Genomic DNA, 15,751 nt, shown 5'->3' with positions numbered 1-15,751 from the left:
GCCGTCATGGGGATCTCAAGCGTCTTCATCGAGCGCCCGATTGCGACCTCGCTGCTCATGACCGGGATGCTGCTGGTCGGGGTGGTGGCGTATCCGCTCCTGCCGGTGGCGCCGCTGCCGCAAGTGGAGTTCCCGACCATTCAGGTGTCGGCACAACTCCCCGGCGCCAGTCCGGAGACCATCGCCTCGTCGGTCACGCAGCCGTTGGAGCGGCAGATCGGGCAGATTCCCGGCGTGACGCAGATGACGTCGAGCAGCACGCTCGGCAACAGCGCCATCACCGTCCAGTTCGATCTCAGCCGCAACATCGATGGAGCCGCCCAGGATGTGCAGACGGCCATCAATGCCGCGGGCGGCCAGTTGCCGCAGGACCTGCCATCGCCGCCGACCTATCGCAAGGTCAATCCATCGGATTCGCCGATCGTCGTTCTGTCGCTGACATCGGACACATTGCCGCTGACCGCGGTCGACGACTATGCGGAGAATATCGTTGCCCAACAGATCAGCCAGATCTCGGGCGTCGCCCAGGTCAGCGTCGCTGGGCAGCAGAAGCCGGCGGTCAGGGTCCAGATCGATCCGCAGAAGATTGCCTCGCTGGGTTTGGCGCTCGAGGATGTCCGCGCGAGCCTGGTGAATGCGACCACCAACAGCGCCAAGGGCACGATCGACGGCGCCACGCGGACCTTCACCATTTATGACAACGATCAGGTGCTACAGGCGGAGCCCTGGAACGACATCATTGTCGCCTACCGCAACGGTGCGCCGGTTCGCATCCGTGACATCGGCCAGGCCATCGACGGCCCCGAGAACGACAAGCTCGCAGCCTGGTCGAACGGCACGCGGGCGATCCTGTTGCCCGTCTACAAGCAGCCCGGGGCCAACGTCATCGACACCGTCGCGAAGATCGAGAATGCGTTGCCCCGGATCCGGGCCGCGATTCCGGCCTCGATCAAGATCGCGGTTCCGGTCGACCGGACCCAGACCATCCGGGCGTCCATCTCGGACATCCAGTTTACCCTGGTTCTCTCCATCGCCCTGGTGGTGCTGGTGATCTTCATCTTCCTTCGCAGCCTCTGGGCGACCGCCATCCCGAGCGTGACGGTGCCCCTCGCGCTGGCCGCGACTGCCGCCCTGATGTATCCCCTGGGCTACAGCCTCGACAATCTGTCGCTGATGGCCCTCACCATTTCGGTCGGCTTCATCGTCGACGACGCGATCGTGATGCTGGAGAACATCCAACGCCACATCGAGGCGGGCCTGACGCCGATGCAGGCCGCGATCAAGGGGTCCGGGGAGATCGGCTTCACCATCGTGTCGATCAGCCTGTCGCTGGTGGCGGTGTTCATTCCCTTGCTGCTGATGAGTGGAATTGTCGGTCGGCTGTTCCATGAATTTGCCGTGACGGTCACCATGACGATTCTGGTCTCGGCCCTGGTGTCCCTGACCGTGACGCCGATGATGGCGTCCCGGGTCCTGCGCGGCGAAGCCGGCGTCAGGCATGGGCGCCTCTATCGGCTGTCGGAGGGCGCCTTCGACGCGCTGCTGAACGGCTATCACAGGACCCTCGACCAGGCGCTCACCCATCGCAGGATCACGCTCGCGGTCTTCTTCGCGACCCTGCTGGCCACGGGTTACGTGTTCGTCGTCATCCCCAAGGGATTCTTCCCGCAGCAGGATACCGGCTTCATCTTCGGGACTTCGGAAGCCGCCCAGGATATTTCCTTCGCGGATATGCGCGAGCGCCAGTTGGCGCTGGCCAAGATCGTCATGCAGGACCCGGCGGTGGCGAACGTGCTGATGAGTATCGGCTCGGGCGGTGCGCAGACGCAGAACAACGGCAAGATGTTCATCGCCCTGAAACCGCAGGATCAGCGGGATGTTTCCGCCGATCAAGTCATCCGGCGAATTCAGCCGAAGCTCGCCCAGGTGGAGGGCGCGGCGCTCTTTCTTCAGGTCGCGCAGGACATCAATGTCGGCGGCCGCCTCTCGCGCACCCAGTACCAGTATACGCTGCAGGACGCGGACCTGAACGAGCTCAACGAGTGGGCGCCGAAACTTCAGGCCAGGATGAAGACGCTGCCGGAACTCCGGGACGTCGCGACCGATCAGCAGACCGGCGGGGCGACGCTGACTGTCACGATCGATCGCGACCAGGCCTCGCGGTTCGGCATCGAGCCGCAGATGATCGACGACACGCTCAACGACGCTTACGGGCAGCGGCAGGTGGCGCAGTATTTCACCCAGCTCAACAGCTACCATGTGGTGATGGAGGTCACGCCCGATCAGGCCACCAGCCCGCGGGATCTGAACAGCCTCTATCTGCATTCCCCGACCACGGGAGAGCAGGTGCCCCTGGCGTCGCTGGTAAAGTGGACGACCATGCCGACGGCCTTCCTGTCGATCAATCATCAGGCGCAGTTCCCGGCGGTCACCTTGTCCTTCAACCTGGCTCCCGGTGCGGCCCTCAGCCAGGCGACCGCGGCCATCACCGCGGCCCAGGCGGAGATGAACATGCCCCCGACGGTGATCGGCACCTTCCAGGGGAATGCCCAGGCCTTCCAGACCTCGCTGGCGACCGAGCCCTATCTCATCGCGGCGGCGATCGCGGTCATCTACATCATCCTGGGCGTGCTCTATGAGAGCTACATCCATCCGATCACCATCCTGTCGACCCTGCCATCCGCGGCCCTGGGCGCGCTCGCCACCTTGATGATCTTTGGCTTCGATTTCAGCCTGATCGCGCTGATCGGCGTGCTGCTGCTGATCGGCATCGTCAAGAAGAACGGCATCATGCTGGTGGACTTCGCCATAGAAGGAGAGCGAAATCGCGGACTGGACACGGTCGCCGCCATTCGCGAGGCCTGCCTGCTTCGCTTCAGGCCGATCATCATGACGACGATGGCGGCCTTGCTCGGCGGCGTCCCCCTGATGATCGGAACGGGAACAGGCTCGGAGATCCGCCAGCCCCTGGGCTTCGCCATCGTCGGCGGCCTTGTCGTCAGCCAGGCGCTGACGCTCTATACGACGCCGGTGGTCTATATCTATCTGGATCAGCTCGGCGCCTGGTTCCGGCGGCGACGCTCCAGCGCGCCGCCGGTCGAGGAGCCGGCCGGCGCCCCAGCGGAGTAGGGCGCCGCCCCAAACCAGGGCGTCAGCGCCGCTTCCTCCAGCCGGGCTTTCCCCGACCGCCGACGAAACCCGCCTTCACTCGCTGTTTGAGCAGCGGCCTCGGGCGAAACCGCTCGCCATAGGCGTCGTGCAGGATCTCATGCACCTGCAGGCAGAGCTGCGAGCTGGTGGCGTCCATCAGCTCGAACGGACCCATCGGGTGGCCCAGGGCCAGCTTGCAGGCGAGGTCGATGTCCTCGGGGCTGGCGACGCCTTCTTCGACCAGCCGGATCGCCTCGATGACGAAGGCATGGAGCATGCGGTTGACCGCGAAGCCGGTGACGTCCTTGATCAGGACGGTGGTCTTGCCGACCTCCTCGCAAAGCTCGCGCACGCGGGCGACGATCTCGGGCGCGGTCGTGAAGGCGGGAATTACCTCGACCAGCTTCATCCGCGAGACCGGCGAGAAGTAATGCGTGCCAAGGAAGCGCGGACGGCGGGCGTCGCCGACATAGGAAGCGAGAGTCGAGATCGGGATCGTCGAGGTGTTGCTGGCAAGGATGCAGTCCGGCCGGCAGACGCGATCGAGCGCGCGGAAGATCCCGGCCTTGACCGCTTCCTCCTCGAACACCGCCTCGGTGACGAAGCCGCAGTCCGCGAGGCTGCCCAGATCGGTGGCCGTGGCGAGCCGCGCAAAGACCGCGTCCTTCTGCTCCGGCGGATAGAGCCCGTGGGCGATCCCCTTCCTGACCAGGGTCAGGAGCCGCTCCGACGCGGCGGCAAGGCGTTCCTCGGTCTGATCGACCAGGCGCACCGGATAGCCGGCGATGGCAAAGGTCAGCGCGATCTCGGCTCCCATCAATCCGGCGCCGACCACGCCGACCTTGCGAATGTCGTCCTTCATCCCTGTCCCCCTGCGATCCCGAACTCGGTCGAACGCTCGACACCAATCTCTGCAGCCTGTTCCGGGGCGGGCCGTCCCAGAGTCGCTGGCTATCATAGGGCATTGGATACCGTCGGTCGGCGCAGTGTCCTAGGACAAGCCCTCTGCGAGGAATCCCAGTTTACGCCCCAGCGCAAATCCCGGAAGCTGGCCCCGGCCGGACGTCGTGCGACGCGGGGTCGGGGCGTGGTAACGATGGGACCGGACCCGGGTGGCGCAGGACTACGACTTCATTATCATCGGTGCCGGTTCGGCCGGCTGCGTGCTCGCCAATCGCCTGGGCGAGAATCCTTCCGTGCGAATCCTCGTGCTCGAGGCCGGCCCGATGGATCGCAGCCTCTATATGCTGCGGATGCCGGCGGCGCTGGCCGTGCCTCTCGAGTCAGACCGCTATAATTGGTTCTATCACAGCGAGCCAGAGCCGCATCTCGACGGGCGGCGCGTCTATTACCCGCGCGGCCGCGTCGTCGGGGGCTCATCCTCGATCAACGGCATGGTCTATCTGCGCGGCAACCCGCTCGACTATGAGCGCTGGGCGGCGATGAAGGGGTTGGGCAGCTGGTCCTATGGGCACTGCCTGCCTTACTTCAAGAAGATGGAGACGAGCGCGCTCGGCCCCAGCGCCTACCGGGGCGCCGACGGCCCGATCCGGGTGACCATCCCCGACTGCGCCAATCCGCTGTTCCAGGCCTTTCTCCAGGCGGGGCAGCAGGCGGGCTACGCCCTGACCGAGGATGTGAACGGCTATCGCCAGGAAGGCTTCTACCGGATGGAACGGTCGACCTTCGGCGGGGTGCGCTCCAGCGCGGCGCGGCGCTATCTCCATCCCGCGCGGGAACGCGGCAACATCGATCTCAAGATCAAGATCCGGGTCTCGCGGCTGCTGTTCGACGGCAAACGCGCGAACGGCGTGGAGTTCTTCGAGAACGGGCGGAAGCGGAAGGCGCGGGGCGGCGAGATCATCCTCTCGGCCGGTGCGATCAACTCGCCGCAGATCCTGAAGCTCTCCGGCGTCGGTCCGCGCGAGGAATTGCGGGCGCTCGAAATCCCCGTGATCGCCGACATCCCGGGCGTCGGTGAGAACCTGCAGGATCACCTCGATTTTCTGGTGCAGTACCGCTGCACCCAGCCGGTGTCGCTCTATCCCGCCACCAGTCGGCGCCTCCAATATCTGGGAGGCCGGGAGCTTCTTCCGCAGCCGCGCGGGCGTCGAGTTTCCCAACCTGCAGCATCATTTCGCGCCGGTCGCGATCAGCTATGACGGTGCCGAGAAGATCGATGGCCACGGCTTCCAGGTTCATCTGAGCCAGATGCGGCCGCGCAGCCGCGGCCATGTGAGGCTGGCTTCGGCCGATCCCTTCGCGCCGCCCCGTATCCTCTTCAATCATCTGTCTGACGAGGAGGATCGTACCGAGGTGCGCGACGGCATCCGGCTGACGCGCGAGGTGGTGGCGCAAGCCGCGTTCGACGGATTTCGCGGCACAGAGATCGCACCCGGCGCCGCCGTCGACAGCGATTCCGATCTCGACGCCTTTGCCCGGCGCAAGGCCGAGACCTCGCACCATCCCTCCTGCACCTGCCGGATGGGCGTGGACGATCTGTCGGTCGTGGACGAAGGGGGGCGGGTCCATGGGTTGGAGGGTTTGCGCGTGGTCGATGCCTCGATCATGCCGAATGTCGTCTCCTCCAACATCAACGCGCCCACCATCATGATGGCGGAGAAGATCGCCGATCGGATCCGCGGCCGCGAACTGCTGCCGGTAGAAACAGTCGGTTACTATCGGGCCATGAATTTCCGCCAGTCGCAGCGCTGACGGCGGCCCATTCGGCCGGATAGGGGAGGAGCGTTGCTGTATTCCGCCGCGAGTCCTCTTCGCACCCGCAAAAGAGTTCGAGCCTTTCTGCAATAATTGAAGCATTCGGCGACATCATGACGTCGATTGGCCGTCGCAAGGTTTCCCCGCTGTTCACCGACGGGATAGGGGAGGGACCTATGGACGCGCTGATGACAGCCCTGAATTGGGAGAACCTGGCCGCGAATCTCTGCTACGCGATCCTCGCCTTCTCCTACATCGTGACGAACATATGCTGGCTGCGGGCCTTGGCGATTCTCGCCCTCAGTCTCGAAGCGCTCTACTTCTACTTCGGTTCGACTCCACCCCTGTGGGTGGGAATTGTCTGGGCCCTGATCTTCGTGGCGATCAATGCCGTCCAATTGGTATTGATGGCCAGGGCGCGCCTCGGGGTCTCGCTGGACGAGCATGAACGCAGCCTGCATCAGGGCCTGTTCGAGGGCATGACCTATGTTGCGTTCCATCGCCTGCTCAAGAGCGGCGAATGGCGGCGCTGCGACGGCGGGCGGGAACTGACCGTCGAAGGCCAGTCCGTTTCTGAGCTCTTCGTGGTGGCCGAGGGGATGGCGAAGGTCGAGGTGAATGGCGACATCGTGGCCCTGGTGCAGCCGGGTTCCTTCGTCGGGGAAATGAGTTTCCTTACCGGTGCCCCCGCCTGCGCGACGGTGACGACCGTCGGCCCCTGCCGGATCTTCTCGATCTCCAAGACGCGGCTGTCGAAGCTGCTGCAGGTGGACGAGGAGCTGAGGACCGCCATCCATCGGACGATGGGCCGGGATCTCGTTTACAAGCTCAAATGCACCCTGCCTCAGGCCGAAGCGGCGCAGGACGAGGCCGCTTAGGCGCGGGGCGCGAACTCCGCCATGTCCATCGAAATCGCCGCCGGCTTCAATCGGCGGAACCGGGCCGGGCGATCGAAGCCGCGAATCTCGGCGGCTTCCTCGCTTGCCGCCAGAGGCCCGAGGACCGCTTTGACACCCGCGTCTTCGGCCAGGGATGCCGAGATCACAATGTCGCCGCCGACGCTCTGACCTTGCAGCCTTGCCGCCAGATTGACGGTCGAGCCGAAATAGTCGAGCCGGTCGTTGAGCGTCACGGCGATGCAAGGTCCCTTATGCAGCCCGAGCTTGATGACGATGGCCCCTTCGCCATGGGTCGCATTGAAGCTCTCGACCTTGCGTTGGATGGCCAGGGCCGCGCGCATGGCCGAGGCGGGGTCGGCGAAGGCGGCCATGACCGCATCGCCGATGGTCTTGACGATGGCACCGTCATGATCGCGGACGATGCCGGCGAGGAAGGCGAAATGCTCGCGCACCACATGATAGGCCCGGGCGTCGCCCACCCGCTCATAGAGCGCGGTCGAGCCCTTGAGGTCGGTGAACATCAGGGTGATCTCGCTGATGCCGACATCGTCGCCCGGCCGCAGCACGTCGCCGGCGAAGAGATCGCGAAAGGCCTGGATCGCGGTGACGCGATCCGCCGTCAGCGCGTCTTGTATCCAGGCACGATCCTCCAGCACGATCGTGATCGGGCGCCGGCTCAGGTTCGAGAGGCGGACCGTCTCAAGAGGAGAGGGAACGCCCAATTCGAGCCGGTCGTCACGGGCTACCAGGCTGGGGAATCCTCCGTCCCGCCAATCGATCGACTGTTCCGGACCGGGCTCCAGCGTGCGGAAGCGATAGGGGCCATGCGGCAGCGCGACCTCGAGCTCGCGCGACTGCCCCGGGTCGAGCGTCAGATGGAGCTTGATGTGAGGCGTCGAGAGGGGGCCGAACAGGCAATATTCGCCGCTGGTCAGGGGCCGGATCGCGGGCGTGGGCCGGAACACGGCCTCGACATTCTTCGAGAAATCGCGGTCGTAATCGATATTGCAGCTCGGGCAATGAGCGCCGGTCGGCAGACGGTCCAGCGAACCCGACCAGGCCTTGGCCACCCGGCAGCGCGGACAGAGCACATCCCAGCGCAACTCGAGCAGTCCGCTCCGCACGGCTTGCAGACAGACCTCGATCACCGGGCGCGGGTCGACCTGCCATTTCCGTGCCAGCTCGAGCGGCCGCACATGCCAGAGATCGACCTCCTGGGCGGTCAGCAGATGATCGGCGAGGCGCTGCGCCAGCCCATGTCCGTTGGGCGTCGCTTCGATCGCCCGGACAGCGTCCCGGACGCGACGCCGGGTCTCCTCGGAAGGCTTCGGTGGCTCGTAATCGAAAGGCTGCTCGCGCTTGCCGCCTGCGAACGCCGCCGCCTGGGCTGCGAGGGCGGCGAAGGTTCTGCCCGTCTTGCTGAAGAAATTGCCTGCGAGGATCAGGCGCCCCAGCCAGTTCCGCGGTTCGACCGTCATGGTGTAGGTGCCGCGGCTGCCGGTTCCCTCCGGCGCGAGCTCGAAGGCGGCACAGAGCGACAGCAGAGGGCCGTTCGAGAACTCGCGGCAATGCTCGAACCAGCGCTCATAGATCCAGTTGACCGGCCGCTCGCGCCATTTCAGCGTGATCGGCCCGCGTTTCAGCTGGCCGAAATAATGCACGGCGCCGTCGGGCTGCGGGATCTCGATGATCTCATGCTTGGGCAGCTTGGCCGCCTCGTTGAAACGGGCGGTGTCAGCCAGCACCTCCCACATGGCGTGGACCGGCTGGTCGAAATGCCAGACCCAGCTCTGCTGTCGGGCCCTGCCCATGTCCTGCCTTCGGAGCGCGCGGGGGGTGAGAAACGATCCGGGATGTCCGCCGCGCAAGGATAGGCGGCCCGATCGCCAACGGCAAGAAAACCGGGCGATTCCCGGGTATCCGCCGCCCCGAAACAGCCTTCGCGAAGTCTTGGCTCCTGGGTTATCCTGGCGCCCGGGTCCCCACGCAGATCGTCAACATCAGAGAGCGGTCGTCTCATGCCGATCATCAACCGCATCGCCGAATTCCAGGCCGACATGACGGCCTGGCGCCGCGATCTCCATGCCCACCCAGAAACGGCGTTCGAGGAGCATCGCACGTCGGATTTCGTCGCCGCCAAGCTCGAAGGTTTCGGGATCGCGGTCCATCGCGGGCTGGCGGGAACGGGTGTCGTCGGTACCCTCAAGGGCTCGGCCCCGGGCAGCCGCGCGATCGCGCTTCGCGCCGACATGGATGCGCTCCACATCCTCGAAGAAAACGGCTTCGCCCATAAATCCCGCAATCAGGGCAAGATGCATGCCTGCGGCCATGACGGTCACACGACGATGCTGTTGGGCGCGGCGCGCTATCTGGCCGAGACCCGGAATTTCGCCGGCACGGTCCATTTCATCTTCCAGCCCGCCGAAGAGAACGAGGGCGGTGGACGCGTGATGGTGGCCGACGGCCTGTTCGAAAAATTCCCGGTCGATTCCGTCTATGGCATGCATAACTGGCCGCATCTGCCGCCTGGACAGTTCGGCGTGCGGACGGGCCCGATGATGGCGTCCTATGACATCTTCGAGATCATCGTGATCGGCAAGGGCTCGCACGGCGCCATGCCGCATCACGGGATCGATCCGCTCCTGACCGGCGCCCATATCGTGACCGCGCTGCAGAGTATCGTCAGCCGCAATGTGGCGCCGCTCGACGCCGCCGTGGTGTCGGTGACGCAGATCCATGGCGGCGACGCCTGGAACGTGATCCCGGAATCCTGCGTCATTCGCGGGACCTGCCGCAGCTTCGAGCCGCGCATCCAGGATTCGATCGAGCCGGCAATCCGCCGGATCGCCGAGGGCGTCTGCCAGAGCTTCGGGGCCACCATGACGCTGCGCTATGAGCGGCGCTATCCGCCCACCATCAACACCGCGGCGGAAACCGACTTCGCGGTGAGCGTGGCGGAGCAGGTGGTGGGAGCGGAGCGCGTCGACCGCAATTACATGCAGACCATGGGCTCCGAGGATTTCGCCTTCATGCTTCAGGCCAAACCCGGCTGCTACATCTTCCTCGGCGGCGGCACGGCGGAGAAGGGCGGGGTGCTGCACAACGCCCATTACGATTTCAACGACGAGACCCTGCCGGTCGGGGCGAGCTACTGGGCGCGCCTGGTCGAGACCGCCATGCCGCGGTCGGCCTAGGTCTTCCGCCATGGTGATCATCAGGGGCAAGCCGCGCGATCTGGGCGACGGCTTCATGGTCAGCCGCTTGCTGCCGCAGATCGAGCGGCGCAGCATCGGCCCGTTCGTCTTCTTCGACCATTTCGGGCCCGTGACCTTCGCGCCCGGCCAGGGCGTCGATGTGCGGCCGCATCCCCATATCGGGCTCGCGACCGTGACCTATCTCTTCGAGGGCGCCCAGGTGCATCGCGACAGCCTGGGGTCGGTCCAGACCATCACGCCCGGCGATGTGAACTGGATGACCGCCGGCCGCGGGATCGTGCATTCCGAACGCACCGGCCCCGAGCTTCGTGCCCGCGGTCATCTGCTGCATGGCATCCAGAGCTGGGTCGCGCTCCCGCAATCGGAGGAGGAGTCCGACCCGTCCTTCCAGCATGTCGGTCGCGGCGACCTGCCGGAGTGGCGCGAGGGCGAAGTCGTCCTCCGGGTCATCGCGGGTCATGCCTATGGCCGCACCTCGCCCGCCCGTGTGTTGAGTCCCACTCTCTATGTCGATGCGATCCTCGGCCCCAACGGGCGGTTGCCGTTGCCCGAGGATCATGAGGAACGAGCCGTGTTCGTCGTCAGCGGCGAACTGCGGGTCGGCGGCCAAGCTCTCACGACGGGCGACATGGCGGTCTTCCACGCGGGTAGCAGAGACGCGCTCCGGACCGACAAGGGCGCGCGCGTCATGCTCCTCGGCGGTGCCGCCATCGACGGACGGCGTCATCTCTGGTGGAATTTCGTCTCCAGCTCCAAGGAGCGGATCGAGCAGGCCAAGGCCGACTGGCGCGCGCAGCGGATGGGTCAGGTCCCTGGCGAGACCGAGCTCATTCCTTTGCCGGACTGACCGGCGCCAGGCTCCCGGCCCAGGCGCGATCGGGCAGGATCGCGCAAACCCGGGTGCCGCCTGCCCCCGTCCGTATCTCGAGGTCGCCGCCGATCTGCTCCATCCGCATCTTCATGGCCAGCAGCCCCACGCCGGCCCGCGCGGGATCGAGGCGGCCATCCGCCATGGCGCCCGCGATGCCGATGCCGCGATCCTCGATCTCGAGGCGGGTCTTCACGTCATGCCGATAGAACCGCAGGATGACGACCGGGCTCCTGGCATGGCGATAGACATTGCCGAGAGCCTCCTGCAGAACGCGATAGAGCGCCATCTCGGCGGCGCGCGTCAGGCGCGGGAGGTCGTCGGCGATCTCCGCTTGCATGGCGATCGCCGTCCGCTGGCCAAAACCTTCGATATAGGCGCGCATGGCCGCGGCGAGGCCCAGTTCCTCCAGCAGGGGTGGATGAAACAGATAGGAGAGGGACCGGATCTCGCACAGGGACTCTTCCATCAGAGTCCGGGCCTCGGTGATGCCTTTTCGCGTCGCAGGGTCGACGTCGCCGATCAGCCGGTCGACCTTGGCAATCAACAGAGACGCGGCCACGAGCTTCTGCGCCGTCACGTCATGCAGCTCGCGGGCGAGATGGCGCCGCGTCTCGTCTTCCTGGGCATGATGCTGGATCATCAGATGGCGAAGCCGGTGGTCGGCTCTTTCGAGCTGCGTCACGTCTTCATGGGAGACGACGATGCGCGTCGGCCCGGCGCCCGCCAATCGCGTTGCGCGCAAGGCAAAACGCCGCCGCCCTCCGATCGCGTCGATGCCATATTCGAGACTGAACTCCGCCCTGCCGCCGGACAGGAGCGCGGCGATGCCCTCATGGATCTGCCAGGCCTGATCGTCGATGCCCGCGGCCGCCTGACAGACATCGAGATATTTGTGGCCAACACCCGCCGCCGCCGCTTTCGGTTCATTGTCGCGCGCGAACTCCCGCCACGCCCGGTTGACCATCAGGATCTCGCCGGCCTCGCCGAGGATGGCGACATGCGGCAACAGCGCATCGATCGTTCGCTGCAGGAACAAGTCGCTCTCGGGCGCGGCGGATTGAGGCTCCGCCATCGACCTGGCGACGGCGGTCGAGCTGCGGGCCATTGGCGATCGAGAAAGATCGGCGCCACGCTCGGCGCGCCGCTTCCGGTCGAGATTGGATTCTCGTTCGCTGGCCGCCGTGGTCATGCCCGATCTTTCCGTGGAGGTGCCGTCCTCAGTCCGTCTTCGCTCGGTAATGATCGCTTCCCCATCCGGCAAGGCGCCCCGCTCTTATCGAGACTCAGGGATTCTACCGAGTTCTGTGAAGGATGAGGTCATGAAATGACAGAGAAGCTTCGCTTGTCGATCGACCCCGTGGATCCCGTTTCCTACCCCTGGTTCCTGGCCGGCCAGTCAATCGTGACGGGCTTAGAGTTATTCCAAGAGGTTAGACAGAGAATTGTTGAAAGCTTGGCACGACTTGAGGTTCAAGCCTTGTGAAAGACCATCAAACGCGGCATCGGGAGCCACGTTAGTATTTGATCGGTAGTTACCACGGAGGAACTGGCGGCAGGAGCCAGGATCACGGGATCACGAGATTGTTGCGGATCGCGTAGCGCACCAACTCCGCGATCGAGCCGACGCTCAGCTTTCGCATGATGTTGGCGCGATGGGTTTCGACCGTTTTCACGCTGATACCCAGGGACGTCCCGATCCGCTTGCTGGTCAGGCCCTGCGAGAGAAGCTGAACGATCTGGATCTCGCGGTCCGACAACTGGTTGTAGAGCGAGGGTGAGCTCCGCTTCTTCGGCTCGAGTTGGAGATGGCCGTCCATGACGGCCTCGGCGATGGTTGGCGACAAATAGGGCTTGTGCTGCAGCAACTGGTCGATCGCGCGGGTCAGTTCGCCCACGGCCGAAGACTTGACCAGATAGCCCCGCGCGCCGGCCGCGAGCACCTCATGGATGAGGTGCTCGTTCTCATGCATGGTGAAGAGCAGCACTTCGGTATCGGGCGACAGTTTGCGGATCTGCCGGGTCGCGAGGATGCCGTTGATGTCCGGCATGGAGAGATCGAGGATGGCGACATCGGGCTTGAGCCGGCCGGTCAGCTCGACAGCCTCCGCGCCATTGCGGGCTTCGGCGCAAATCTCCCAATCGGTCCGCTCCGCCAGCAGGTCGCGTACGCCCCGGCGGACGATGTCATGGTCATCGGCGATGAGAATCCGGGCCAACTGAACGCCTAGCCTCTGCTGCTTCGCTGCCTGCAGACTACCGTCATGGCATGCGGGCGGACAATAATCTCTTGACCCCGGCCTGTCTCCCGAGCCGGTGACAGTCGACCCGGACAATCCGATATGGTCAACTCAAGACGCTCGTCCACGTTACGGGACCGAACCCAAGGAGCTTGAGGTGACGGCTGCCAGCGCGGTGAATGCATTCGCCATTTCAAGCAGCACTTTTCTGTTTGTGTTCTGGGCCCTGTTTCCTGTCGTGAACCCGCCCGGCAGCGCGCTGGTGTTCCTGACTATGACGCGCCGCTTGAATCACCGGCATCGCAGCGACCTTGCCACGCGGATCGGCGTCTTCTCCTTCCTGATCATCATCGCCTCGCTGCTGGTGGGCGCCTATGTGCTTGCCTTCTTTGGGATCTCGGTGGCGGTCTTGCGCGTCGCCGGCGGCATGGTGGTCGCGGCGGCCGGCTGGAAACTGATGAACGCGCCGGCCGACAGCAGGTCTTCCGACGTCGACACCGACACCGATCTCAATCCGGCGGCGATCATGCGCCAGGCCTTCTATCCCCTGACCATGCCGCTCACCACGGGACCGGGCACCATCGCCACCGCGATTGCGCTGGGCACCTCCAACCCGGAAGTCGGGGAGGGCGGCGTGATATGGAAGGTGCTCGGGGGCGCCGCGGCCGCCGCAAGTCTGGCTATCCTGGTCTTCGTCTGTTATCGCTGGAGCGATCGTATCGCCAAGCTGCTGGGCGAGGCCGGTACCGATGCGCTGGTGCGGCTGACCGCCTTCATCCTTCTCTGCATCGGGATGCAGATCCTGTGGATCGGCCTCAGCGACCTGCTCGGCAGCCTGCCCCAGTTCCACTCGGGCACATAGATCGCCCGCTATTCCTTCAGGAGACCCCGTCATGCCGATCTGCTCCCGCCGGTTCGTCGTCCCTCTGTTTCTGGGTTTGTCCCTCCTGATCGCGACCGGACCGATGGCCAGGGCCGCCGACCCGGTCATTCCGCTTCCCGCCGACGCGAAGGACGAGCTCGATAAGCGGCTCGGAGCCGGCGTTGTCGGCGCTGCCGTTCCCGCACCGTCGCTGCAGGCGCCGATGTCCTACGCGCCCAAGGAAGGTGCCGTCCTCACCTACCAGGTCGTCGGTTCCGACGGGAATCAGTGGAACGAGGATCATCACTTCGTGAAGAGCACCGAACCTCAGTTTGCGCCGGGAATGAGCTACGCGATCGAGAAGGTCAGCACTGAATATATGCAGGAGAATGGCGGCAATCTCATCGTCGTCGGCGAGAAGGATCTGAAACAGAGCGTCATCACGACCTTCTCGCCGGGCGAGCCCCTGGTGCTGGCCGGGCTTCAGGCGGGGCAGAGCCGGCAGGTGGCGGTCGCCGTGAAAGTCGCCGACATTTCGGACCCGACCGATATCACCCATACCGGAACGCTCAATATCACCTACACCTATATCGGTGCATACAAGGTGACGGTGCCTGCCGGCACCTATGATGCGGCCCTGATCCGCTGGGATTACAACGGCGAAGTCGGGCCCGCGTCGATCTCAGACACTTATTACCGGCTGATCGCGCCCGGTGCGGGGCTGATCGCCATGGTCGAGAAGGTCAGCATCTCGGCGATGCTGTTTTATCACGACAATACGAAGCTCGGTAAGCAGCTCGCCAAGGCGCCCTGAAGCGGCGTTTCCTGCGGACGCTCGACGGCCGGCTCCCGGCGCCCCCAAGAAGGACGCCGGGAGTTTTCGTTTACTGACAGGCGCCGAGGGCGAGCAGGCGCTTCGCGAACTTGTCGGACCAGGCGTCGAAGGTGTTGTAGACGTCCTCCCAGGAGTTGAGCGTGTCGGTGCCGATGGCGTTCGATCCGGCGCGCTTGTCCGCCCCTTCCCACAGAACCTGTCCGGTCACGGAATCGGTCGCGTAGCCTTCCGCCGTGGCGGAACCGGTGAAGACGCCCACGCCGCCATTGAAGGCATAGGAGCTGAGAAGATTCAGCACATGGGCCTGCGGAACGTAGGTCGAGATGGTGTTGGCGACGGGATCGGACTGCTCGGCGTCGATGAGCGCGACCCGGATCCGCATGACCCCGGCGCCGGGCGCATCCACCACGTCGCAGACCGCGGAAATCTTCTTGTGAAGATGAGCGTAGAGATCGTTCGCCATGGCCTGGCGCTGCTCGGCCGGGACCTTGTCGAAGGCCGTGCCGGGCGTGGTCCAGACCATCACCGGCTCGATCAGGATCATGCCGTAGCTCGGGAAGTTGACGGTGGGATCGATATAGACCAGGGCCGCCTGATCTTCCTTGCCCGGCTTCAGGAGCACCGGCTTCGGCAGGAAGCCGTCCGCGAGCTTGAAGTCCGCGCTCTGTTTCGTGGGCGCGCAGGCGGCAATGGCAAGAGCCATTGCGACCGCAAATAGCACCTTTCGATGCGTGCGATAGTTCGTCTTCATCTTCACATCCTTCTTCCACGGGAGCATTCCCTGGGCATGCAAGCGCGCCGCAGCGGGCAACGACTTTCAGGCGGCTGGGAGACGGCCTCTCGCATTGTCTCTTATCTGCGGGGTTCAGGGCCTGCTGTCTTGTCAGCCTGCGCCAACGCGAGCGGCTGAGTGGCCCGGAATCGCTTGCGGACGCACCCTCCAGGGAGGTTGCCCGCTGGCGAC

The 15,751-nt window shown here is 65.0% G+C and carries 13 protein-coding genes; 8 read left to right on the top strand and 5 right to left on the bottom strand.

The window, feature by feature from the left end; all coding sequences use genetic code 11:
• The first annotated feature begins 6 nt into the window (after positions 1-6).
• Complete coding sequence (locus FRZ44_RS14235) at positions 7-3,129, top strand: efflux RND transporter permease subunit (RefSeq protein WP_151177817.1); 3,123 nt, start codon at positions 7-9, stop codon at positions 3,127-3,129.
• Between the two features lie 22 nt (positions 3,130-3,151).
• Here the strand turns inward: FRZ44_RS14235 and FRZ44_RS14230 are convergent, their stop codons facing one another.
• Positions 3,152-4,012 carry a 3-hydroxyacyl-CoA dehydrogenase family protein gene (locus tag FRZ44_RS14230; RefSeq protein WP_151177816.1) on the bottom strand — a complete coding sequence of 287 codons (861 nt, stop codon included), beginning with the start codon at positions 4,010-4,012 and terminating at the stop codon, positions 3,152-3,154.
• A 250-nt stretch (positions 4,013-4,262) separates the two neighbouring features.
• Between FRZ44_RS14230 and FRZ44_RS14225 the strand changes: the two genes are divergently transcribed.
• From FRZ44_RS14225 to FRZ44_RS14220, 3 genes are all read left to right on the top strand, one after another.
• The gene (locus tag FRZ44_RS14225; protein ID WP_225308261.1) at positions 4,263-5,312 is read left to right on the top strand and encodes a GMC family oxidoreductase N-terminal domain-containing protein; all 1,050 of its coding nucleotides are present in this window, start codon (positions 4,263-4,265) and stop codon (positions 5,310-5,312) included.
• Between the two features lie 49 nt (positions 5,313-5,361).
• Positions 5,362-5,865: a GMC oxidoreductase gene (locus FRZ44_RS27315; protein WP_225308260.1), complete on the top strand. Its 504-nt coding sequence runs from the start codon at positions 5,362-5,364 to the stop codon at positions 5,863-5,865.
• A gap of 191 nt (positions 5,866-6,056) precedes the next feature.
• The gene (locus FRZ44_RS14220) at positions 6,057-6,746 is read left to right on the top strand and encodes a Crp/Fnr family transcriptional regulator (RefSeq protein ID WP_191908108.1); all 690 of its coding nucleotides are present in this window, start codon (positions 6,057-6,059) and stop codon (positions 6,744-6,746) included.
• Here FRZ44_RS14220 and FRZ44_RS14215 read toward each other — a convergent pair.
• Positions 6,743-8,578, bottom strand: coding sequence for an adenylate/guanylate cyclase domain-containing protein (locus tag FRZ44_RS14215; protein ID WP_225308259.1), 1,836 nt, complete (start codon positions 8,576-8,578; stop codon positions 6,743-6,745). The two genes, FRZ44_RS14220 and FRZ44_RS14215, sit on opposite strands and share 4 nt — an antisense overlap.
• Positions 8,579-8,785: 207 nt before the next feature.
• On the opposite strand from FRZ44_RS14215, the gene FRZ44_RS14210 reads away from it, so the two are divergent.
• Together FRZ44_RS14210 and FRZ44_RS14205 are read left to right on the top strand one after the other, a co-directional pair.
• A complete protein-coding gene (locus FRZ44_RS14210) occupies positions 8,786-9,961 on the top strand; it encodes a M20 aminoacylase family protein (protein WP_151177814.1) in 1,176 nt (391 codons plus the stop codon).
• 10 nt (positions 9,962-9,971) lie between these two features.
• The gene (locus tag FRZ44_RS14205) at positions 9,972-10,829 is read left to right on the top strand and encodes a pirin family protein (protein WP_151177813.1); all 858 of its coding nucleotides are present in this window, start codon (positions 9,972-9,974) and stop codon (positions 10,827-10,829) included.
• Here FRZ44_RS14205 and FRZ44_RS14200 read toward each other — a convergent pair.
• Positions 10,810-12,042 (bottom strand): sensor histidine kinase, encoded by a 1,233-nt coding sequence (locus FRZ44_RS14200; protein WP_151177812.1) that lies wholly within the window; start codon positions 12,040-12,042, stop codon positions 10,810-10,812. The genes FRZ44_RS14205 and FRZ44_RS14200 overlap by 20 nt on opposite strands.
• Before the next feature lie 376 nt (positions 12,043-12,418).
• Entirely contained in the window at positions 12,419-13,069 is a 651-nt protein-coding gene (locus FRZ44_RS14195) for a response regulator (RefSeq protein WP_151177811.1), read from the bottom strand.
• A 178-nt stretch (positions 13,070-13,247) separates the two neighbouring features.
• Here FRZ44_RS14195 and FRZ44_RS14190 point away from each other — a divergent pair, with 178 nt between their 5' ends.
• Both FRZ44_RS14190 and FRZ44_RS14185 read left to right on the top strand, forming a co-directional pair.
• Entirely contained in the window at positions 13,248-13,952 is a 705-nt protein-coding gene (locus FRZ44_RS14190) for a MarC family protein (RefSeq protein ID WP_225308258.1), read from the top strand.
• A gap of 31 nt (positions 13,953-13,983) precedes the next feature.
• Positions 13,984-14,766 (top strand): hypothetical protein, encoded by a 783-nt coding sequence (locus FRZ44_RS14185; RefSeq protein WP_151177810.1) that lies wholly within the window; start codon positions 13,984-13,986, stop codon positions 14,764-14,766.
• 70 nt (positions 14,767-14,836) lie between these two features.
• On the opposite strand, the gene FRZ44_RS14180 is transcribed toward FRZ44_RS14185, so the two are convergent.
• Positions 14,837-15,538: a DUF3313 domain-containing protein gene (locus FRZ44_RS14180; RefSeq protein WP_191908107.1), complete on the bottom strand. Its 702-nt coding sequence runs from the start codon at positions 15,536-15,538 to the stop codon at positions 14,837-14,839.
• Between the last annotated feature and the right edge of the window lie 213 nt (positions 15,539-15,751).

It is taken from the genome of Hypericibacter terrae (assembly GCF_008728855.1).
Taxonomy (GTDB): domain Bacteria; phylum Pseudomonadota; class Alphaproteobacteria; order Dongiales; family Dongiaceae; genus Hypericibacter; species Hypericibacter terrae.
The sequence above is the reverse complement of the archived record's forward strand: the minus strand, read 5'-3'. Positions and strand labels throughout refer to the sequence as shown.

Excerpts from the sequence above, each read along its gene's own strand:
- FRZ44_RS14235 (WP_151177817.1), top strand. The coding sequence starts at position 7 with ATGGGGATCTCAAGCGTCTTCATCGAGCGCCCGATTGCGACCTCGCTG.
- FRZ44_RS14230 (WP_151177816.1), bottom strand. The coding sequence starts at position 4,012 with ATGAAGGACGACATTCGCAAGGTCGGCGTGGTCGGCGCCGGATTGATG.
- FRZ44_RS27315 (WP_225308260.1), top strand. The coding sequence starts at position 5,362 with ATGCGGCCGCGCAGCCGCGGCCATGTGAGGCTGGCTTCGGCCGATCCC.
- FRZ44_RS14220 (WP_191908108.1), top strand. The coding sequence starts at position 6,057 with ATGACAGCCCTGAATTGGGAGAACCTGGCCGCGAATCTCTGCTACGCG.
- FRZ44_RS14215 (WP_225308259.1), bottom strand. The coding sequence starts at position 8,578 with ATGGGCAGGGCCCGACAGCAGAGCTGGGTCTGGCATTTCGACCAGCCG.
- FRZ44_RS14210 (WP_151177814.1), top strand. The coding sequence starts at position 8,786 with ATGCCGATCATCAACCGCATCGCCGAATTCCAGGCCGACATGACGGCC.
- FRZ44_RS14205 (WP_151177813.1), top strand. The coding sequence starts at position 9,972 with ATGGTGATCATCAGGGGCAAGCCGCGCGATCTGGGCGACGGCTTCATG.
- FRZ44_RS14200 (WP_151177812.1), bottom strand. The coding sequence starts at position 12,042 with ATGACCACGGCGGCCAGCGAACGAGAATCCAATCTCGACCGGAAGCGG.
- FRZ44_RS14185 (WP_151177810.1), top strand. The coding sequence starts at position 13,984 with ATGCCGATCTGCTCCCGCCGGTTCGTCGTCCCTCTGTTTCTGGGTTTG.
- FRZ44_RS14180 (WP_191908107.1), bottom strand. The coding sequence starts at position 15,538 with ATGAAGACGAACTATCGCACGCATCGAAAGGTGCTATTTGCGGTCGCA.